This window comes from Microbacterium sp. NPDC090003, assembly GCF_044748385.1.
GTDB lineage: Bacteria > Actinomycetota > Actinomycetes > Actinomycetales > Microbacteriaceae > Microbacterium.
Genome location: NZ_JBIVFW010000001.1, coordinates 147,121 through 167,457, shown reverse-complemented (window position 1 = coordinate 167,457; position 20,337 = coordinate 147,121). Strand labels below are relative to the sequence as shown.

Annotated in this window: 20 protein-coding genes; 4 read left to right on the top strand and 16 right to left on the bottom strand. The window is 69.0% G+C overall.

Annotation, left to right across the window (positions count from 1 at the left end; all coding sequences use genetic code 11):
• Positions 1-41: 41 nt before the first annotated feature.
• Entirely contained in the window at positions 42-2,885 is a 2,844-nt protein-coding gene (locus tag ACIPVN_RS00795; protein WP_400438229.1) for an AAA family ATPase, read from the top strand.
• Between the two features lie 18 nt (positions 2,886-2,903).
• Here ACIPVN_RS00795 and ACIPVN_RS00790 read toward each other — a convergent pair whose 3' ends face one another.
• Positions 2,904-3,092, bottom strand: coding sequence for a hypothetical protein (locus ACIPVN_RS00790; protein ID WP_400438227.1), 189 nt, complete (start codon positions 3,090-3,092; stop codon positions 2,904-2,906).
• A 216-nt stretch (positions 3,093-3,308) separates the two neighbouring features.
• Between ACIPVN_RS00790 and ACIPVN_RS00785 the strand changes: the two genes are divergently transcribed.
• Positions 3,309-3,482, top strand: coding sequence for a hypothetical protein (locus ACIPVN_RS00785; protein ID WP_400438225.1), 174 nt, complete (start codon positions 3,309-3,311; stop codon positions 3,480-3,482).
• Between the two features lie 58 nt (positions 3,483-3,540).
• Here the strand turns inward: ACIPVN_RS00785 and ACIPVN_RS00780 are convergent, their stop codons facing one another.
• The 10 genes from ACIPVN_RS00780 to rplU form a co-directional block, all read right to left on the bottom strand.
• Positions 3,541-3,825 (bottom strand): hypothetical protein, encoded by a 285-nt coding sequence (locus tag ACIPVN_RS00780; RefSeq protein WP_247622168.1) that lies wholly within the window; start codon positions 3,823-3,825, stop codon positions 3,541-3,543.
• A 119-nt stretch (positions 3,826-3,944) separates the two neighbouring features.
• Entirely contained in the window at positions 3,945-4,322 is a 378-nt protein-coding gene (gene rsfS / locus ACIPVN_RS00775) for a ribosome silencing factor (RefSeq protein WP_336640150.1), read from the bottom strand.
• Positions 4,322-5,596 (bottom strand): hypothetical protein, encoded by a 1,275-nt coding sequence (locus tag ACIPVN_RS00770; RefSeq protein ID WP_400438222.1) that lies wholly within the window; start codon positions 5,594-5,596, stop codon positions 4,322-4,324. Before ACIPVN_RS00770 ends, rsfS begins: the two co-directional genes overlap by 1 nt.
• The gene (nadD, locus tag ACIPVN_RS00765; RefSeq protein WP_247622165.1) at positions 5,593-6,195 is read right to left on the bottom strand and encodes a nicotinate-nucleotide adenylyltransferase; all 603 of its coding nucleotides are present in this window, start codon (positions 6,193-6,195) and stop codon (positions 5,593-5,595) included. The genes ACIPVN_RS00770 and nadD overlap by 4 nt, the downstream gene beginning before the upstream one ends.
• Positions 6,196-6,201: 6 nt before the next feature.
• The gene (locus ACIPVN_RS00760) at positions 6,202-6,426 is read right to left on the bottom strand and encodes a hypothetical protein (protein ID WP_400438220.1); all 225 of its coding nucleotides are present in this window, start codon (positions 6,424-6,426) and stop codon (positions 6,202-6,204) included.
• Positions 6,427-6,477: 51 nt separating this feature from the next.
• Entirely contained in the window at positions 6,478-7,731 is a 1,254-nt protein-coding gene (locus tag ACIPVN_RS00755; protein WP_400438218.1) for a glutamate-5-semialdehyde dehydrogenase, read from the bottom strand.
• A 29-nt stretch (positions 7,732-7,760) separates the two neighbouring features.
• The gene (gene proB, locus ACIPVN_RS00750; RefSeq protein ID WP_400438216.1) at positions 7,761-8,543 is read right to left on the bottom strand and encodes a glutamate 5-kinase; all 783 of its coding nucleotides are present in this window, start codon (positions 8,541-8,543) and stop codon (positions 7,761-7,763) included.
• Entirely contained in the window at positions 8,540-10,042 is a 1,503-nt protein-coding gene (gene obgE, locus ACIPVN_RS00745; protein WP_247622161.1) for a GTPase ObgE, read from the bottom strand. The genes proB and obgE overlap by 4 nt, the downstream gene beginning before the upstream one ends.
• A 110-nt stretch (positions 10,043-10,152) precedes the next feature.
• Positions 10,153-10,410: a 50S ribosomal protein L27 gene (gene rpmA / locus ACIPVN_RS00740; protein ID WP_247622160.1), complete on the bottom strand. Its 258-nt coding sequence runs from the start codon at positions 10,408-10,410 to the stop codon at positions 10,153-10,155.
• Between the two features lie 18 nt (positions 10,411-10,428).
• Positions 10,429-10,737: a 50S ribosomal protein L21 gene (gene rplU / locus ACIPVN_RS00735; RefSeq protein WP_247622159.1), complete on the bottom strand. Its 309-nt coding sequence runs from the start codon at positions 10,735-10,737 to the stop codon at positions 10,429-10,431.
• A 212-nt stretch (positions 10,738-10,949) separates the two neighbouring features.
• Between rplU and ACIPVN_RS00730 the strand changes: the two genes are divergently transcribed.
• Positions 10,950-11,216 (top strand): DUF4031 domain-containing protein, encoded by a 267-nt coding sequence (locus ACIPVN_RS00730; protein WP_400438213.1) that lies wholly within the window; start codon positions 10,950-10,952, stop codon positions 11,214-11,216.
• Here ACIPVN_RS00730 and ACIPVN_RS00725 read toward each other — a convergent pair.
• On the bottom strand, positions 11,181-13,586 hold the full coding sequence (locus tag ACIPVN_RS00725) for an Rne/Rng family ribonuclease (protein ID WP_400438211.1): 2,406 nt from the start codon (positions 13,584-13,586) through the stop codon (positions 11,181-11,183). The two genes, ACIPVN_RS00730 and ACIPVN_RS00725, sit on opposite strands and share 36 nt — an antisense overlap.
• A 281-nt stretch (positions 13,587-13,867) precedes the next feature.
• Between ACIPVN_RS00725 and ACIPVN_RS00720 the strand changes: the two genes are divergently transcribed.
• Complete coding sequence (locus tag ACIPVN_RS00720) at positions 13,868-14,485, top strand: vitamin K epoxide reductase family protein (RefSeq protein ID WP_400438209.1); 618 nt, start codon at positions 13,868-13,870, stop codon at positions 14,483-14,485.
• A gap of 60 nt (positions 14,486-14,545) precedes the next feature.
• On the opposite strand, the gene ndk is transcribed toward ACIPVN_RS00720, so the two are convergent.
• From ndk to ileS, 4 genes are read right to left on the bottom strand one after another with little or no spacing between them, the layout of a single operon-like run.
• Positions 14,546-14,962: a nucleoside-diphosphate kinase gene (ndk, locus tag ACIPVN_RS00715; RefSeq protein ID WP_067120383.1), complete on the bottom strand. Its 417-nt coding sequence runs from the start codon at positions 14,960-14,962 to the stop codon at positions 14,546-14,548.
• 1 nt (position 14,963) lies between these two features.
• Entirely contained in the window at positions 14,964-15,377 is a 414-nt protein-coding gene (locus tag ACIPVN_RS00710) for a DUF4233 domain-containing protein (protein WP_400438206.1), read from the bottom strand.
• Complete coding sequence (locus ACIPVN_RS00705; RefSeq protein WP_400438204.1) at positions 15,374-16,726, bottom strand: bifunctional folylpolyglutamate synthase/dihydrofolate synthase; 1,353 nt, start codon at positions 16,724-16,726, stop codon at positions 15,374-15,376. Before ACIPVN_RS00705 ends, ACIPVN_RS00710 begins: the two co-directional genes overlap by 4 nt.
• Positions 16,723-20,097, bottom strand: coding sequence for an isoleucine--tRNA ligase (ileS, locus tag ACIPVN_RS00700; RefSeq protein WP_400438202.1), 3,375 nt, complete (start codon positions 20,095-20,097; stop codon positions 16,723-16,725). Before ileS ends, ACIPVN_RS00705 begins: the two co-directional genes overlap by 4 nt.
• Positions 20,098-20,337 lie beyond the last annotated feature (240 nt).

The following is a 20,337-nucleotide window of genomic DNA, read 5'->3' as shown; positions in this document are numbered from 1 at the left end:
GGGTGCTCAGCTTTGCCCGATGCATCCGCGATAATCGGATCATGCACGATACATCCGATGGCGGAGCCGTCGGATCCGACCGCGCTCTCCTCGCCGGCTCCCCTGCGGCGCACGCGGCTCCCCTCCGCGGTCGCGACGATGCCTTGGCGGGCATCCTCGACATGGTCGCCTCGGTGCGCGACGGCGCCGGTGGTCCGATCCTGGTGCGCGGCATGCCGGGGATCGGCAAGACCCGATTGCTCGCCGAGGTCCTCTCCCGCGCCTCGACGGCCGATTGGCGCACGCTGGTCATCGCGCCGGACGTCGACGAATCGACCGTGCCTCTCGCCGCCCTCCTCGAGGCGTCACTGCGCGGAACCTCCCCGCTGCTGACACCCGCCGATCTGCAACCGGTGCTCTCGGGCGGTGAACACCAGTACTGGATCACCCGCCTGCTCCTCGACCGTCTCGAGCAGGCCGCGGCCGTACACCCCCTCCTGATCGTCATCGACGACCTGCAGTGGCTCGACACCGCATCCGTGACCACGCTCATCGCGCTCGTGCGCGGACTCGCCGACCAGCCGGTCGCCTGGCTCGTCGCCGCACGCGACGGCATCCTCCGCGCCGCGCACGCTCGTGCCGCGGCGCTCATCGCCGCGGAGGGTCTCGTCATCGACCTCGCACCGCTCGACTCCTCCGCCTCGGTGGAGATCGCCGCCGACATCGCCGGTGGCACGCCCGGCCCTGTCCTGCGCGCGGCACTCGACCAGACGGCCAACGTTCCCCTCCTCGTCGTCGAACTCGTGCGGGGGCTCCGCGAGGAACACCTCCTGGCCCGACACGCGGGGTCCGTCGACGCGGTGGATGCCGCCGTGCCGGCGAGGTTCGGTACCGCCGCACGAGAACGACTCTCCTCGATCTCCCCGGAAGCGCGGCGGTTCGCACAGGTGGCGAGTCTGTTCGGGCGCAGATTTCGCCTCCGCGACGCGCTCCGCGTGCTGGACCTGTCGGCCGCGGCCGTCGCGCCATCGGTCGACGAGCTCCTCGCGGAGTCGATCCTCGTCGGAGACGGCGCGGCTCTCGCGTTCACCCACGACACGCTGCGGGAAGCAGCCGACGCCTCGATCGCGCCGCCCATCCGCCCCGCGCTGCTCCGAGAGGTCGTCCGGGTGCGCCTGTCGTCGGGCGAACCGGCATCGGCTGTCGCTCCCGCCCTGATCGAGGCGGCGGAGCCCGGCGACGAGGACTCCTTCCTCCTGGTCGCCGAGGCGGCTCGGGATATCTCGGCGACCGACTCCGCGTTCGCCGCCGATCTGGCCGCCGCGGCGATCCGCCTCGCACTGCACGTTCCGCGACTTGTCATTCGCGCCGCCGAACTCCTCCCGCTGGTGTGGACCGATGGCCGCCACGACGAGGCCCAGGCGGTCACGACCGCCCTCACCCCCTACCTCTCCGCCGATCTTCGCGCCCGCGCTCTGCTGGCCGTCGCCCGACGCCAGACCGAGTTCTCGTTCGATCGAGCGATCGCGACCTGCGACGAGGCCCTCGGCATCCGCGGGATCGCACGCAGCACACGGGCCGAGCTCCTCGCCGTCCGCGCGCTCAATACTGCGAACCGCGCCGACTTCGCCGGCCTGGAGCAGACGCTCGCTCTCGCGCGGGAGGTCGCCGATCCGGAGACCGATCATCTCGCCCTGGCGACCATCGATGCGACCGATTCGGTGTATCAGTTCAACAGCGGCCATCACGATCGAGCGGTGGAGCTCATCGAGACCGCACTCCGTCGCGCCGAGGAGGCCGGTCTCGTCACGTCCCGCTGGCTACCCGAAGGGCTCTGGCCCGCGTTCCTGCACAACTCGATGGGCGACCCCGACCACGCCCTGCGACTGGCCGACCTCGGACTGTCCGAGGCACGCGCAGCGGGCAGCGCGGTGGCCGAGGCGTTCTGGATGATGGTGCGCACCCGGGTGCTCTACGACGGCGGCCGGATCGACGAGGCCCGGGTACTGGCCGAGGCCGTGCTCGCCCTGTCGGCCGAGCTCGGGCTGGGAGACTTCGCGAACGCCACGGCCGGGGTCGTACTCTTCCGAATCTCCCTCCACACCGGCGATGCGCAGATCCGCGCGCAGGCCAAGCCGATCGTCGAGGGGCTCGCCACGAGCACGGCTGTGACGAAGGCGGGCCGCTGGCTCCTCGCCGTCGAGGCCATCGACGAGGGGCGACTCGACGATGCGGTCTCCGCGAGCGATCTCGCTCGGGCGGGGCTCGATGCTCCCGTGCCTCCCATGACGACCCCGTCGGACTTCTCCGACGACATCGTGCTCGCCGACCTCGCCGTGCGCACGAACGACGACGAGACCATCGCTGCGGTGCTGAAGCGCACGAGTCGCCGCTGCGTGCTCAACCCCGAGAGCGTCTTCTCCCGCGCTGTGCACGATGCCGTCGTGGGCCGCACTCGCGCGGATGCCGCCGCACTCGACGCCGCAGCATCCGCCCTGCGCGGACTGTCGCGTCCGCTGGTGCTGGCCCGCGTGCTGGAGCTGCGCCCCCTCGTGGGCGGTGACGAACAGCAGGCACGACGAGCTCTCGACGAAGCGTTGGAGATCTACGAGTCCCTCGGAGCCGTGCGCGACGCGAGTCGTGTGCTGCGTGCGCTGCGCACGCTGGGTGTCCGCCGCCGGCCGGCCCGGCGTGGAGCGCCCGAACTGCTCTCGACACGCGAACGCCAGGTCATCGAACGCGTTGCGCTCGGGGCCACGACGCAGCAGATCGCCGACGCGCTGTTCATGTCGCCGCACACCGTGGTCTCGCACATCCGCCACCTCTACGCGAAGACGGGCGTCAACTCCCGCAGCGCACTGCGCCTCTGGTACGCGAGCGCGACCGAGGAACGTGAGACCGCCTGACGCTGCGGATCGAGTCGGTCAGCCGGGGACGGCGGGCGACCGGCGCGCCATGAGATCGTAGGCATCGCGCACGGCGTCGGCCGTGGTCTCGACCTCTTCGTAATAGTGGGTGAACCCTCGCTCGTCGCGGACGACGAGCGAGACGCGGACCATGCCGGTGCGAGCAGGTGCGGCGGATGGCAGGGGGACGACTCCAGCGGGGGACATGGAACTCCTTCGTGATCGTGCGAGCCGGAGGAATGCACACTCTCCGGACCCACTAGGAAGACGCCGCGAGTACCGGTTCATTACGCCGACACGCGAGAATTCCTCCGCGATCGGGATCGATGCCGCCTACCGCCCGATGCCGTACCCGTCAACCGCCTCTTCTCTGCGACCGCCGAATCCTAGGCTGGATCACCTCACCGACGAGAGGAGCATGCGATGTCCAATCCCCCACCGATCCCCCCGATCCCGTCGCTCGGAGACGAGTCGGACGATGATCGCGACGGAGTGCCCACGCACGAGGTCGACGGTACGGAAGAGGTCGATCCCGATATCGACGGCGCGCAGGTCGACAGCGCCGAGGCCGATCGGATCGCCGCAGAAGGCGAGTGAACGAGACCTCCGACGGGCGGGCGCGAGCGATCGCGTCCGCCCGTTTCGCTGTGCCGGCTCAGTTGGCCAGTAACGGCGGGAGATGAGGAATCTGCACCGGGCGGGTGGCTCGGCTCGATCCGTGCATGCGCTCCACATCGGCGAGCACCTCGAAGGCGTTCGAGTAGCGCATAGCGAGAGGGAGATCACGCACCCACACCACCTCGACCTCGGTCTCGGCGTACTCGTAGACGCATGCGACGATGTGTCGCGGGTCGTTCGCAGGGAAGCGCTGGTCGTTGATCACCCATTCCGTCGGGGTGATCCGTCTCAGCACGTAGCGCGGTTCCGGATCCTCTGTCATGTCGGCCCTCCAAGACTCTCTCCCCTTGGAAAAGAGTGTGCGCGCCGGTATACCGCCGGGGAAGACCCTTGACAGAATCCATGCAGGATGCCGCGCCCGGCTCTCTCGGGCGCGAGGGGTCACTCCCCCGCGACGGGCTCCGGAAGGTCGATCGGCACGACGGGGCAGTCCTTCCACAGGCGCTCGAGCCCGTAGTACACGCGCTCCTCCTGGTGGAAGACGTGGACGATCAGGTCGCCGAAGTCCATGAGGACCCAGCGCGACTCGGCGCGACCCTCGCGGCGGACACGCTTGTGCCCCTCCGCGATGAGACGATCCTCGATCTCGTCGGCGATCGCGGCGACGTTGCGCTCACTGTTTCCCGTGACGAGCAGGAAGATGTCGACGAGCGGGAGCGGCTCCGAGACGTTGAGCGCGACGAGGTCTTCACCGCCCTTCGAGACGGCGGCTGCCGCAGCGATCTGCAGCATGGCTTCAGCGGTTTCAGGTGATTGCATCAGAACACATTCGTGGTGAAGGCGACGACGAGGACCACGCCCAGTGCGAGGGCGAGACCACCCGCAACGATCGCAAGGATGAGCATGAGTTTGTTGCCCTTTTCGGGGGCGGGCGGTCGGATGACCTCGCCGGCGGGCTTGATGGTGCTGACAGCCGAGCTGGCGGCGATCGGCGTGGGAGAAGAGGCGGGCGGCAGTTCGCCGTCGATGAGGACGGCATCGACGTCCTTACCGTCGGCGACGCCGTGGGCGTGGCCCTGGGAGCCGATGCCGCGCGGGAGCTCGTAGGAGCCGGTGACGAGGATCTCGCCGGTCGATGCGACCGGCCCGGAGAGCGACCCCTCGCCCGGCGAGGGGGTGAAGATCAGAGCGCTGGGAGACGTGTGCTGAGAGCCGCTCGAATCGCCGACCGAGAGCAGCTCGTCGAACGACGGCGCGAACGGCTTCTGCGCCTTGTCGATCACGGACGCCCCGAAGGCCGGGTTCACCGTGGGGCGCTCATCGGCGGCGATGACCTCGTCGTCGTCGTCTCCGACATCGGCGAGCACGTCATCCGTTTCCGAGGGAGCGGGTTCCTGGTCGAGGCCCAGAACGACATCGACATCGTCGACGTCCGCCCGCGGCCCTTCGGCTGCCGTGTCGATCGGCACCTCGCCCACGGATGCGCTCGCTCCGGCGGCGCTCACGGGCGCGATGGCGACCTCTGCATCGTCGTCGTCGATGTCGTCGTCGATGTCGTCGACGGACGGGGCGGCCGGTGCCGAGAGGTCCGGCACGGCGGAGACGATCGGCGCCTGCTCCACCGGGGCCTGGTCGACCGGTGCCTGCTCGACCGGTGCCGGCGCCTGCGCGGCCGGCGTCGGCGGCTCCACCGGCGCGAGGGGTGCGGCGTCCTGCGGCTCGACCACGGGGACGGATGCCGTGCGCACACGCTCCTGGTCACGCGCCTGGCGGCGAGTGAGCGGGGCCGCCGTGGACGCGGGAGCGACTGCCTCTTCGGCGACGGGAGCGGGTTCGGCACCAACGGGAGCCTCCGGCGCCCGCGCGGGCTCCTGTGCAGCAGGCTCCTCGACGGCGGGCTCCTGTGCAGCGGGCTCCTGTGCGGCAGGCTCCTGTGCAGCAGGCTCCTCGACGGCGGCGGCGGGTTCCGGGGCCGGCGCGGACGCGGCGGCCGCCTCCTCGTCGGTGATGACGGGCGTCGATCCGGTCAGTCGGATCTCACGCAACTGCTTTCGTGTCAGCGGACCCTGGCCGTGCTGATCCGATGTAGTCATGACTTGCTCCGATACAGATGATGCTTCGCGATGTACTGGACGACCCCGTCGGGAACGAGATACCAGACCGGCTGGTCATCCCGGACCCGCTCTCGGCAGGCGGTCGACGAGATCGACAGGGCCGGCACCTCCAGCTGACTGACGTTGTCGCTCGGGAGGCCATCCGTGCTCAGGACGTGTCCTGGCCGGGAGACCGCGACGAAGTGGGCCAACTCCCACAACTCATCATGGTCCCTCCAACTGAGAATTTGCGCCACGGCATCCGCACCCGAGATGAAGAACAGCTCGGCATCCGGTCGGTCGCGCTTCAAATCCCGCAGGGTGTCGATCGTGTACGTCGGCCCCTCGCGATCGACGTCGACGCGGCTGACGGTGAACTGCGGGTTGGATGCCGTCGCGATCACGGTCATCAGGTATCGGTGCTCGCTCGGGGTGACATCCGACTTCTGCCAGGGGCGCCCGGTCGGGACGAAGACCACTTCATCGAGATCGAAGGAGTGCGCGACCTCACTGGCGGCGACGAGGTGACCGTGGTGGATCGGGTCGAACGTTCCACCCATCACACCGATGCGCGGAGCGCGCGAGGTCACGGTCTTCATAGTGCCTTAGTGGCCGTGCCCTGCCCCGTGGCCGTCCTTGCCGTGCTTCGCCGCCCAGGCCTCGGCCTTGGCCGAGTGTCGGTTGGCGACATTGCGGTACGACAGCGTCACGAGACCGAGGAAGGCGAAGACGATCGCGGCGATCACACCGAAGATCACGGTCTCGAGAGCAACGTTGCCGTGGTGCTCGGTTTCCGCAGCGGCCATCGCGACCTGTGCGATGAGGTTCATCGTTTCTCCGTTTCGTGACCTGAGTCAGTGCAGCGCCATCCAGTCTAGCCCTCAGCCGCGCGTCTGCCCCGCCCCACGCGCCAGCCATTTGGTGCTCGTGAGCTCGGCGAGGCCCATCGGCCCCCGGGCATGCAGTTTCTGGGTCGAGATGCCCACCTCGGCGCCGAAACCGAACTCGCCGCCGTCGGTGAAGCGCGTCGACGTGTTGACCATCACGACCGCGGAGTCGACCTCGGCGAGGAAACGCTCGGCGTTGCGGGTGTCGGTCGTGATGATCGACTCGGTATGCCCGGTGCTGTAGCGGCGGATGTGCGCGAGGGCCTCATCGAGGTCGTCGACCACCTTGATCGCGATGTCGAGGCTGAGGTACTCGGTCGCCCAGTCCTCCTCCGTCGCCGGGATCACGCCCGACACGAGGCCGGCGACGATGTCGTCGCCGTGGATCGCCACCCCCTCGCTCTGCAGCGCGCTGGCCACGAGGGGCACGAGACGCGGCGCGGCCTGACGATGCACGAGAACGGTCTCCACCGCGTTGCAGACGCTCGGCCGCTGCACCTTCGCATTGACCACGATGTCGCGCGCCCAGTCGTCCGGAGCCGATTCGTCGAGAACGATGTGCACGTTCCCGGCCCCCGTCTCGATGACGGGCACGGTCGATTCCGTGACCACGGTCTCGATGAGTCCTGCACTCCCGCGCGGAACGAGCACGTCGACGTAGCCGCGTCCGTGCATGAGCGCCGCGGCTCCGTCCCGCCCGAAGTCGTCGACGGTCTGGATCGCCTCGGCGGTGACCCCGGACCGCACCAGCGCCTCCCGCATCACCTCGACGAGAACGGTGTTCGACTCGCGCGCGGCGCTACCGCCACGGAGAACGGCCGCGTTTCCCGAACGCAGCGCGAGCGCGGCGATGTCGACCGTGACGTTCGGCCGCGCTTCGTAGATCGCGCCGACCACGCCGAAGGGCACTCGGACCTGCTCGAGGGCCACACCGTTCGGCATCCGATGCCCGCCCACCACGCGACCCACCGGGTCCGGGAGCGCGGCGACCTGGCGAACGGCGGCGGCGAGAGCCGCGACGCGCTTCTCGTCGAGGCGCAGACGGTCGATCAGCGAGTCTCCGATCCCGTTCTCGAGTCCGCGCGCGATGTCGAGCCCGTTGGCGGCGATGATGCGCTCGGCATCGCGCTCGAGTCCGAGGGCGATCTCCTCGAGAACGCGCTCTTTGTCGCCACTGGTCAGAGCGGCCGTCGCGCGCGACGCCTCCTTCGCGCGCTCGAGGCGCACCTGCGGGGTCTGATCGGTCATCCGCCCAGTCTAGGGCGCTCCGATCCCGCTCAGACGGCGGGCTCGAACCAGGTGCCGACCTCGGCGCCCGAGAGTGCCCGATCCACCAGATCGGCACTCGTCACGAGCACGCCGATCCCCGAGGCGGCCGCGAGGCGGGCGGCGGAGACCTTGGTGGCCGCTCCCCCGGTGCCGACGCTGTTCACGACGGTCGCCCCGAACTCGAGTCCGCTCAGGTCGGCATCCGCAGCGATCACGTCGATCGGCTCGGCGCCGGGATCGGAGGGCGGGCGCGTGTAGAGCGACTCGATGTCGCTGAGCAGCACGAGGGCGTCCGCTTCGACCAACTGGGCGACGAGGGCGCCCAGGCGGTCGTTGTCACCGAAGCGGATCTCCTGGGTCGCCACCGTGTCGTTCTCGTTGACGATCGGGAGCACGCGCAGCCCGAGAAGGCGCTCCATCGCCCGACGGGCGTTGGAGCGCGACGTCGGGTTCTCGAGATCACCGGTCGTCAGGAGCACCTGGCCAGCGACGATGTCGAACGGGCGCAGCGCCTCCTGGTAGCGGTAGACGAGGATGTTCTGGCCGACGGCCGCGGCCGCCTGCTGGGTCGCGAGATCTGTGGGCCGTGCGTCGAGACGCAGGAACGGGATGCCGGACGCGATCGCGCCGGACGACACGAGCACGACCTCGGTGCCCCGCCCGTGCGCGGCCGCGAGGGCCTCGACGAGCACCGGGATGCGCCAGGACGCCTCACCGCTGATCGACGACGATCCGACCTTGACGACGATGCGCGCAGCCGTGGCGAGGTCTGCACGCGAGCGTGCGGTCACTCGCCCTCTTCGCGATAGGCGGCGAGGCGCTGGGCCTCGACCTCCGCGCGCGCCGCGGCCTTGGCATCCATTCGCTCGTAGTAGTTCTCGCGACGCTCCGACGTGGTCCGTCGGGCGTTCGGCGCGAGACGCGGGTCGGTCCCTCGCGGGGCGGTCATCAGTTCTGCAGCCGAGGTCATCGTCGGCTCCCAGTCGAAGACGATGCTGTCGCCCTCACCGATGACGACGGTCGATCCCTGCACCGCGCCGAGGCGGAAGAGCTCGTCCTCGACGCCCAGCTTCTCGAGCCGGTCCGCGAGATAGCCGACGGCCTCTTCGTTCTGGAAGTCGGTCTGCTGCACCCACCGCACGGGCTTCTCGCCGATGATGCGGTAGACGTTGCCGTAGGTGCCGCCCTCGACCCGGATCGTGAATTCCTTCTTGGAGCCGCGCGGACGGATGACGACGCGCTCACGGGGCACCTCGACGGCGGCCTGCTCGGCGCGCACCTTCTCGACGAGCTCACCGAGTGCGAAGGTCAGCGGACGCAGACCCTCGTGCGAGACGGTCGAGATCTCGAAGACACGGAATCCGCGCTCCTCGAGATCGGGGCGAACGAGCTCGGCGAGATCACGAGCCTCGGGCACGTCGATCTTGTTCAGGGCGACGAACTGCGGGCGCTCCAGCAGAGGGGTCTGCCCCTCGGGCACCTCGTACGCGGCCAGCTCGGCGAGGATGACGTCGAGGTCCGAGAGCGGGTCGCGTCCCGGCTCGAGCGTGGCGCAATCGAGCACGTGCAGCAGAGCGGAGCATCGCTCGACGTGGCGCAGGAACTCCAGCCCGAGACCGCGCCCCTCGCTGGCACCCTCGATCAGCCCAGGCACATCGGCTACGGTGTAGCGCGCGTCGCCGGCCTGCACGACACCGAGATTCGGGTGCAGCGTCGTGAACGGGTAGTCGGCGATCTTCGGTCGTGCGGCCGAGATCGCGCCGATCAGGCTCGATTTGCCGGCCGAGGGGTATCCCACGAGCGCCACGTCGGCGACGGTCTTGAGTTCGAGGACGACATCGCCCTCGTACCCCGGTGTGCCGAGCAGCGCGAAGCCCGGGGCTTTGCGCTTGGGCGACGACAGAGCAGCGTTGCCCAGGCCGCCCAGGCCGCCCTTCGCCACGACGAACCGCTCGCCCGGGATGATCATGTCGATCAGCACGTCGCCGTCGGTGTTCTTCACGACGGTTCCGACGGGCACCGGGAGCTCGAGATCCTCGCCCATGAACCCGGCGCGGTGATCGCCCATGCCGAACCCGCCGTTGGGCGATGAGCGGTGCGGGGAGTGATGGTACGAGAGCAGCGTGCCGGTCTGCGGGTCGGCGACGAGCACGATGTCGCCGCCGTCTCCGCCGTTGCCGCCGTCCGGGCCGCCGAGCGGCTTGAACTTCTCGCGGTGCACCGAGACACAGCCGTTGCCGCCCTTACCCGCGCGCAGGTGCAGCGTCACGGTATCGACGAACGTGACCATGTGTCGGTCTCCTCAGGTGGTAGCTGTTGCCCACCGGAATCGATGGGCAGATACACGGACGGGGCGAGCCGAAGCCCGCCCCGAACCGGATGTCTGTTGCTGTGCGGCGATTACTCGCCTGCAGCGACGATGTTGACGACCTTGCGGCCGCCCTTCGCGCCGAACTGCACCGCACCGGCGGACAGCGCGAACAGCGTGTCGTCGCCGCCACGGCCGACGTTCACGCCGGGGTGGAAGTGGGTGCCGCGCTGACGGACGATGATCTCGCCGGCGTTGACCTGCTGGCCGCCGAAGCGCTTGACGCCGAGGCGCTGAGCGTTGGAATCACGACCGTTACGGGTGGAGCTTGCGCCCTTTTTGTGTGCCATGTCCTGGTCTCCTCGGTCTTACTTGATGCCGGTGATCTTGACGCGCGTGAGCTCCTGGCGGTGGCCCTGACGCTTCTTGTAGCCGGTCTTGTTCTTGTACTTCTGGATGATGATCTTCGGGCCGCGGAGGTTGCCGATGACCTCGGCGGTGACCTTGACCTTCGCCAGCTTGTCGGCGTCGGTGGTCACCGTAGCGCCGTCGACGAGCAGCACAGCGGCAAGCTCGATCTTCTCGCCCTGGGCAGCCTGCACACGGTCGAGCTGAACGATCGTGCCGACCTCGACCTTCTCCTGCCGCCCACCGGCGCGCACTACTGCGTAAACCACTTCATACCTGTTTCGTTGGGGAGCTCGGGGCTCCGAGAATCTCACGGGAAGACTGTTGCTTGCATGCGCCGCGGGGCGGCGGGTGCGAATGCAAGACTCTCCGCTTCGACCGACGAGGAAGACGCGGCATACGCACCAAGGGACTACTTTACCGGATGCCGGAGCCACTCGCAAAGTGAGCCGAGGGGTGTGTCCGGTCATAGGCTTGCGGGATGACCGTTCTCGTCGACGACCCGCTCTGGCCCGCGCACGGACGCCTGTGGGCGCACCTCGTCAGCGACGAGAGCCTCGCAGAGCTGCACGCGTTCGCGCGCCGCCATGATCTCCCCCCGCGCGCCTTCGACCTGGACCACTACGACGTGCCGGAGGACAGCATCCCCCGGCTCGTCGCCGGCGGCGCCCAGCGCGTCGGCGGCAAGGAGCTCGTCCGACGACTGATCGCCTCAGGCCTCCGGATCCCCGCTCGCGACCGGCACTGACGCCTCGCCGTTCACCGATACCGGGGTGCCGGTGAGCGCCGCGGTGCTGACACGACGGCGTCCCCGACCCTGCCCCGGCGCCTTCGGCTCCGGGAGGGCGTCGAGCACCGAGTCGAGCAGCTGCTCGGCCTGGCTGCGCGGCGCGGGCTTGCGGTCCACCCCACGCTTCTTGCGGGCCTTCTTCGCGCGCTCCGGCGCCTCGACCGACGCCTCGTCGACGACGACCGCGTCGACGGCGCCCTCGGCGGGAGCCTTCGTGGATGCCGCGATCTGCGCGAGGGCCGACTTCGCGCCCTCGGGGATGCTGTGCGTCACGTTCGCAGCGGGCGGAGCGCTCTGGCTCTGTCCGCCACCGTTGCCACCGCGCTGACGGCGGCCGCTCTGATTGTTGCCGTTGCCCCCGTTGCCGTTCCCACCGTTTCCGTTGGAGCGGTGCTTGACGACGGGGTCGTGGTGCACGATCACACCGCGGCCGGCGCAGACCTCGCACGCCTCGCTGAAGGTCTCGAGGAGGCCGAGGCCGAGTTTCTTACGGGTCATCTGCACGAGCCCGAGCGAGGTGACCTCGGCGACCTGGTGCTTGGTGCGGTCGCGGCTGAGGCACTCGATGAGGCGGCGCAGCACGAGGTCGCGGTTGGACTCGAGCACCATGTCGATGAAGTCGACCACGATGATGCCGCCGATGTCGCGCAGGCGCAACTGGCGAACGATCTCCTCGGCGGCCTCGAGGTTGTTCTTGGTGACCGTCTCCTCGAGGTTGCCGCCGGAGCCGACGAACTTCCCGGTGTTGACGTCGACCACGGTCATGGCCTCGGTGCGGTCGATCACGAGCGAACCGCCCGACGGCAGCCAGACCTTGCGGTCGAGCGCCTTCTCGATCTGCTCCGTGATCCGGAACGCATCGAAGGGGTCGGCAGCATCTTCGTACGACTCCACACGCTCGAGGAGGTCGGGGGCGACGCTCTCGAGGTAGGAGCGGATCGTGCGCTGCGACTCCTCGCCCTGGATGAGCATCTTCGTGAAGTCCTCGTTGAAGACGTCACGGACGATCTTGACGAGCAGGTCGGGCTCGGCGTGCAGCAGCGCGGGAGCCTGCTGGCTCTCGACCTGCTTCTGGATGTGCTCCCACTGCGAGGTCAGACGCTGCACATCGCGCGTGAGCTGGTCCTCCGTCGCGCCCTCCGCCGCCGTGCGCACGATGACGCCGGACGACTCCGGCAGCACCTCCTTGAGGATGCGCTTGAGGCGCGCGCGCTCGTTGTCGGGCAGCTTGCGGCTGATGCCGTTCATCGAGCCGCCGGGGACGTACACGAGGTAGCGGCCGGGGAGCGAGATCTGGCTGGTCAGGCGGGCGCCCTTGTGGCCGACCGGGTCCTTCGTGACCTGGACGAGCACGCGGTCGCCCGGCTTGAGTGCGAGCTCGATGCGGCGCGGCTGGTTGCCGGTCTCGACACCGTCCCAGTCGACCTCGCCGGAGTAGAGCACCGCGTTGCGGCCTCGACCGATGTCGACGAAGGCGGCCTCCATGCTCGGGAGCACGTTCTGCACACGACCGAGGTAGACGTTGCCGATGAGGGACGCGTCCTGGTTGCGAGCGACGTAGTGCTCGACGAGAACGCCGTCCTCGAGAACGCCGATCTGCGTGCGGCCGTTCTTGGAGCGGACGACCATCTTGCGATCGACGGACTCGCGGCGCGCGAGGAACTCGGCCTCGGTGACGACCGGACGACGACGACCGGCGTCACGTCCGTCACGGCGGCGCTGCTTCTTCGCCTCGAGACGAGTGGAGCCCTTGATCGCCTTCGGCTCGGTGATGTACTCGACGACGCGCTGGCGCTGACGCGGAGCGTCGCGCTGGTCGTCGCCCTCGGATCCGCCACGACGGCGGCGTCCGCGACGACCGCCGTCGGTGTCGTCGAGCTCGCGCTCGGGGGCGGGTCCGCGCCCCGGACGGGCCGGCAGCGGCACGATCTCCGGGGCGTAGAAGTGAAGCTGGGTGGAGACCTGCGAGACGAACACCTCGGGCAGCAGCCCCAGCGACACGGCGGTGACCGCAGCAGGCTCCTCGGGAGCAGCAGGCTCCTCGGCGACCTGCTTGTCCTCGCCGGAGGGCACCTCGCTGGAGGGCACCTCGGCCGAGGGAGCCTCGGCGACGGGCTCCCCTACCGCAGGCTCTTCCTCGGCCGCGACGGTCTCCTCGACCTGCGCGACCTCTGCGGGAACAGCGACATCTGCGGGAGCATCCGACTCGGCTGCAACCGCGTCTTCCGGGGTCTCGCCCTCGGGAGTCGGGGACTCCGTCAGCTCTTCCGCGGCGTCAGCCGGGACATCGAGGGTAGGGGCGTTGTTGTCATTGTTCTCATCGGCCATCTCTGGCTTACTCCCTGCGCGGATCACCGGAGTGTTCCGCGAAACTCATGCAGCACCCGCGGGTGCCGCGAACTCACTCGATCTGCGACCGGCTCGTAGCTCTGGTCGCGTGGGGCATGGGCCCCGAAGTCTGCGTCGACACGTGTCACGGCTGGGCCGCTCATCGCGTCACAGGCCATTATCGCACCAAGTTCCGCAGAATGCGGCATCCGTGCACGTCCGGAGATTTTCTCCGGCCCCGTTCTCGCCCCATCCATAGCCGTCGCTGAGATAATCCTCAGATGAGCGAGCAGCGCACCCGCCCCGTCATCTTCGCCGTCTGGCTGATCATCGCGAGCGTGATCGGCTGGTTCGCCGCCTTCCAGCTCACGGTCGAGAAGTTCACCCTCCTCGCCGATCCGGACGCCGCGCTGTCGTGCGATCTGAGTGCCTTCATCCAGTGCGGCAAGAACCTCGAGTCCTGGCAGGGCTCGGTGTTCGGCTTCCCGAACCCCATCCTCGGTCTCAGCGGCTGGATCGCCCCGCTCGTCATCGGCGTCGCGATCCTCGCCGGTGCTCGCTTCCCGCGCTGGTTCTGGGCGCTCTTCGGCGTCGGTATCACCTTCGCCTTCGGCTTCGTGTGCTGGCTCATCTCGCAGAGCATCTACGACCTCATCGTCCTGTGCCCGTGGTGCATGGTCACATGGGCCGTGACGATCCCGACGTTCTTCGCCACCATGCTGCATCTCACCCGCAACGGCACCTTCACCCGCCACGAGGGCGTGCAGCAGCGGGCCGACAAGCTCATGGCGTGGGTTCCGCTGGCCACGGTCGTCGCCTACGCGATCATCGTGCTGATGGCCCAGACCAAGGGCATCGACTTCCTCGGCGAGATGGTGCGCATCATCACCGGAGGCTGATCCGAGCACGAGAAAGGCCCGTCCGCTTTCGAGCGGACGGGCCTTTCTCTTGAGTGCGACTCAGTCGAACCAGATACCGAGCTCGCGTGCGGCGCTCTCGGGGCTGTCCGAGCCGTGCACGAGGTTCTGCTGGACCTTGAGGCCCCAGTCACGACCGAAGTCGCCGCGGATCGTGCCCGGCGCGGCGGTCGTCGGGTCGGTCGTCCCGGCGAGCGAGCGGAATCCCTCGATCACGCGGTTGCCGGCGAGGCGGATCGCGACCGACGGCCCCGACAGCATGAACTCGAGGAGCGGCTCGTAGAACGGCTTTCCCTCGTGCTCGGCGTAGTGCGCGGCGAGCAGGTCGCGGTCGGGCTCGACGAGACGGATGTCGACGAGCGCGTAGCCCTTCGCCTCGATGCGGGCGAGGATCGCGCCGGTGAGGCCGCGCGCGACGCCGTCGGGCTTGACGAGGACGAGGGTTTCTTCGGTGGCCATGTCATTCACTCTCTGTCTGAGTCTCGGTCGAGGGCTCGGTCGGGCGTTGTGCATCCACCCGCGCCCCCTTGATGGTCGCATACGCCCACATGCCGCCGAAAATCAGGACGACGAACAGGATGGCCGGAACCAGGATCGCGGACAGGGCGATGATGACCTGCACGATCCAGCCGGCGGTGATGGCCCAGGGCCGGGTGATCATTCCGGCGATGGCGATGCAGACCAGCGCCATCACGACGCCACCCACGATCCCCCACCACTGAGGGATGACCGGCGGGAGCGACCGCAGGCCGAAGATCGTGAGTCCGACGAGGAACACGACGATCGACTCGAAGCCGAGCACGACCGATGCGAGCTTCTGCACCAGCGTGCGCGGCTGACGCGGGGTGTGCGCGCCGGCGGCGTCCGCACTCATGCGCGCCACCCGGACTTCCAGTCCTCATCCTCGGCGAGGGCGATCGCCTCGCCCGCGAGCACGACCGATCCGGCGATCACGACCGCGCGACGGTCGTCGGACGCGGCCCACTCGCGCGCGGCGTCGGCCGCATCGGCGAGGGTCGGATGCACGGTGGCGCGCTGTCCGGTCTGCTCGACGAGGTCGGCGACCGCATCGGCGTCCGATGCGCGGTCGGAGTCGGGTGCCGTGGCGAAGACGTGCGCCGCCGCGGGAGCGAGCTGCGCGACGATGCCCGCGGCATCCTTGTCGGCCAGCACCCCGAGCACCACGCCCCACTCGTCGAAATCGAAGCTGTCGTCCAGCGCCTGCACGAGTGCCTTCGCACCGTGCGGGTTGTGGGCGGCGTCGACGACGACGGTCGGGGCCACGCCCAGCAACTGCAGTCGGCCGGGCGACGTCGCGCCCTGCAGACCTTCCGACATGATGTCGTCGGCGATGCGCTGCGCCGCTCCGCCGATGAGCGACTCCACCGCCGCGACGGCGAGGGCGGCGTTGTGCCCCTGATGCGCGCCGTAGATCGGCAGGTACTCCTCGACGTAGTCGCCGGCCAGGCCGCGGATCGTGAGCAGCTGCCCACCGACCGCCAGCTTCTGCTCGGCGAGACCGAAGTCGTCACCGTCGAACGCGATCGTCGCTCCCCGCTCGGCGGCGACGCGGCGCAGCACTTCGGCCGCCTCGGCGGGCTGCTGCGCCGAGACGACGGCCGCGCCGTCCTTGATGATGCCGGCCTTGACCTCGGCGATCTTGGCGATCGTGTCGCCGAGGCGGTCGGCGTGATCGATGTCGATGGGCGAGAACACGGCGACGTCGCCATCGGCCGTGTTGGTCGAGTCCCACTCGCCGCCCATGCCCACCTCGAGCACGAGCACGTCGACCGGAGCATCCGCCACGGCGACGAAGGCGAGCACGGTGAGCAGCTCGAAGAACGTCAACGGCGCGTCACCCGCGGCGTCGAGTTCGGCGTCGACGATCTCGACGAACGGGGCGATCTCGTCCCAGGCGTCGGCCACGGCCGCGTCGTCGATCGGCTCGCCGTCGATCATGATGCGCTCGGTGAACCGCTCCAGATGCGGACTCGTGAAGAGTCCCGTGCGCAGACCGTGCGCACGCAGCAGACTCTCGATCATCCGCGCGGTCGACGTCTTGCCGTTCGTCCCGGTGATGTGCACCACGCGGTACGTGCGCTGCGGGTCGTCGAGGAAGGCGAGGATGCGCGCGGTGCGCTCCTTGCGCGGCTGCACCCAACGCTCCCCCGCCCGCCCCAGAAGGGTCTCGTAGACGGCATCCGCCCGTTCGCGCGCGCTCACGCGACACCTCCGATCCGCGAGACGGCGATCGTGAAGGCCGCGCGGTTCGCGTATGTGCCCTTCGCGATGTCGGCGATGAACTCCGCTCCCGTCACGGGGCGATCCTCGCGGTGCAGCGAGTGCTCGACGGCCAGGGTCTCCCCCGCCACATCGGCGATCTCGAACGCGGAGGCGACGGCATCCGCGTCCTCCTCGCTCGCGAACCGCAGATCCAGACGGATGCGGTCGCTCACGTCGAAGCCGGCGTTCTTGCGCGTCTCCTGCACGGCACGGATCACGTCGCGCGCCAGCCCCTCGGCCTCGAGCTCCGGGGTCGTCTGCGTGTCGAGCAGCACGAAGCCCCCGGTGGGAACGATCGCGAGGGCCTCGCCATCGGGGCGACCCGTCGTCTCGAGCACCAGCTCGTACTCCGCCGGTTCCAGGGCGATGCCTCCGGCCGTGACCACACCGTCGACCTCCGACCAGTCGCCGGATCTCGCGGCCTGGATGGCCTTCTGCACCTCTTTGCCGAGGCGCGGTCCGGCCGCCCGCGCGTTCACGCTGAGGCGGTGGTCGATTCCGTAGTCGTGCGCTGTGGTGTCGGCGAGCGGCACCAGCTCGACCGACTTCACATTCAGCTCCTCGCGCAGGATGTCCTCGAACTGCCCCAGCGTCGAGGCGAGCGGCGACACCACGGTGAGGCGCGCGAGCGGAAGACGCACGCGCAGCTTCTCCTTCTTGCGCAGAGCATTGCCGACGCTCGAGAGCTCGCGCACGGCGTCCATCGCGTCCCGGATCTCATCGGCGGCGGGGAACGTCGCGGAGTCCGGCCAGTCCTGCAGATGCACGCTGCGCCCGCCGGTGAGCCCCTGCCATACACGCTCGCTGATGAGCGGCACGAGGGGTGCGGCGACGCGGGTGAGCGTCTCGAGCACGGTATAGAGCGTGTCGAAGGCCTCGCGGCTCTTCGGGTCCTCGCTCACCCCCACCCAGAAGCGGACGCGCGAGCGGCGGATGTACCAGTTCGTCAGCACCTCGGCGAAGTCGCGCAGGCGACCGGCGGCGGTGGTCGAGTCGAGTCCTTCGAGGTCGGCGCGCACCTCGCGCACCAGGTCTCCGAGGCGCGCGAGGATGTACCGGTCGAGCACGTCGGTCGAATCGGTGCGCCACGATGCCTCGTATCCGTCGCCCGACGCATTCGCGTAGGTGGCGAAGAAATACCAGGAGTTCCACAGCGGCAGCAGGAACTCCCGCACGCCCGAGCGGATGCCCTCCTCCGTCACCGCGAGGTTGCCACCGCGCAGCACCGAGCTCGACATGAGGAACCAGCGCATCGCGTCGGAGCCGTCGCGGTCGAGCACCTCCGACACGTCGGGGTAGTTGCGCAGCGACTTCGACATCTTGTAGCCGTCGCTGCCGAGCACGATGCCGTGGCAGCTGACGCCCGTGAAGGCCGGGCGGTCGAACAGGGCGGTCGACAGCACGTGCATCACGTAGAACCACCCGCGGGTCTGCCCGATGTACTCGACGATGAAGTCGGCGGGCGCGTGCGAGTCGAACCACTCCTGGTTCTCGAACGGGTAGTGCACCTGGGCGTACGGCATCGAGCCCGAGTCGAACCACACGTCGAACACATCCTCGATGCGGCGCATCGTGCTCTTGCCGGTGGGGTCGTCCGGGTTCGGGCGCGTCAGGTCGTCGATGTACGGGCGGTGCAGGTCGATCTCGCCCTCGGGGTTGCGCGGCAGCGTACCGAAATCGCGCTCGAGATCCTCGAGCGAACCGTAGGCATCGACGCGCGGGTACTCGGGGTCGTCGCTCTTCCAGATCGGGATCGGCGACCCCCAGTAGCGGTTGCGGCTGATCGACCAGTCGCGCGCTCCCTCGAGCCACTTGCCGAACTGGCCGTGCTTGACGTTCTCGGGCACCCAGGTGATCTGCTCGTTGTTCGCGAGCATGTCGTCCTTGATATCCGTCACGCGGATGAACCAGCTCGACACGGCCTTGTAGATGAGGGGATTGCGGCAGCGCCAGCAGTGCGGGTACGAGTGCTCGTAGCTCTGCAGGCGCACGAGGCGGCCGTTCTCGCGGATCAGACGCACGAGCGGGGTGTTCGCGTCCATCCAGAGTTCACCGGCGACATCGGTCACGTTGGGGAGGAAGCGCCCGCCGTCGGTGAGCGACAGGATCGTGGGGATGCCGGCGGCACCGGCGACCCGCTGGTCGTCCTCACCGTAGGCCGGAGCCTGGTGGACGATGCCGGTGCCGTCGCTGATCGTCACGTAGTCGTCGACGAGGATGCGCCAGCAGTTCTCTGTGCCCCAGACCTCGGCGTCCGCGTAGTAGTCGAAGAGCCGGTCGTACGTGACGTCCTGCAGCTCGGATCCGCGGACGGATGCCTCGACCGCGGCGAGCGCCTCCTCGGCGCTCTCGTAGCCGAGGTCCTTCGCGTAGCCGCCGAGCAGCTCGCGGGCGAGAAGGTAGCGGTGGGCGGAGGCTTCGACCGCGGCATCCTCGGAGCCCGCGGCCTGGTGCACGTCGGCCGCACCGTTCGGTCCGGCGGGCACGACGACGTACTCGATGTCGGGGCCCACGGCGAGCGCGAGGTTGGTCGGGAGGGTCCAGGGCGTGGTCGTCCAGGCGAGGGCGCGCACGGCGGTGAGGCCGAGTGCCTCGGCTTTCGCGCCCGTGAGCGGGAACGTGACGGTCACCGAGGGGTCCTGACGCATCTGGTACACGTCGTCGTCCATGCGCAGCTCGTGGGCGCTGAGCGGGGTCTCATCGCGCCAGCAGTACGGCAGCACGCGGTAGCCCTCATAGGCGAGGCCCTTGTCGTACAGGGTCTTGAACGCCCACAGCACACTCTCCATGTAGCCGAGGTCGAGCGTCTTGTATCCGCGGTCGAAGTCGACCCACCGCGCCTGACGGGTGACGTAGTCCTGCCACTCGCGGGTGTAGACGAGCACCGAGTTCTTCGCCTTGTCGTTGAAGACGTCGATGCCCATGGACTCGATCTCGCTCTTCTCGGTGATCCCGAGCTGCTTCATCGCCTCGAGTTCGGCCGGGAGGCCGTGCGTGTCCCAGCCGAACACCCGGTCGACCTTGTGCCCGGTCATCGTCTGGAAGCGCGGGAACACGTCCTTGGCGTAGCCGGTGAGCAGGTGGCCGTAGTGCGGCAGTCCGTTGGCGAACGGAGGGCCGTCGTAGAACACCCACTCGGGCGAGCCCTCGCGCTGCTCGATCGAGGCCCGGAAGGTGTCGTCGGTCTTCCAGAACTCGAGCACCTCCTCCTCGATCTGCGGGAAGCGGGGGCTGGGCGCGACAGCACCCTGGGTCGCTGAGCTCGTCGAAGCGTCGGCGGCGGGGCCGAAGGAGGAACGCGGGTAGGTCATCGTGTCTCGCAGTGGTCGTCGTGGCGGATGCTCCTGCGAGGACGACCCTGCCGGGCCGCGGTACCACCTCGCGTGCGCTCCCACCCCTGTCGGTGCGTTCGCGCCACTCTCACTGCGGCTGTGACGGGCCTGCCCCGCTCGGTTCTAGTGAGCCCGTCTCCGGGCCGTTCTTCCGAGAGCTCCCCGGTGATGCCGGATCGATGCTCGTATCTCCAGTGTACGCGCCCCGCAGGCCTGCAG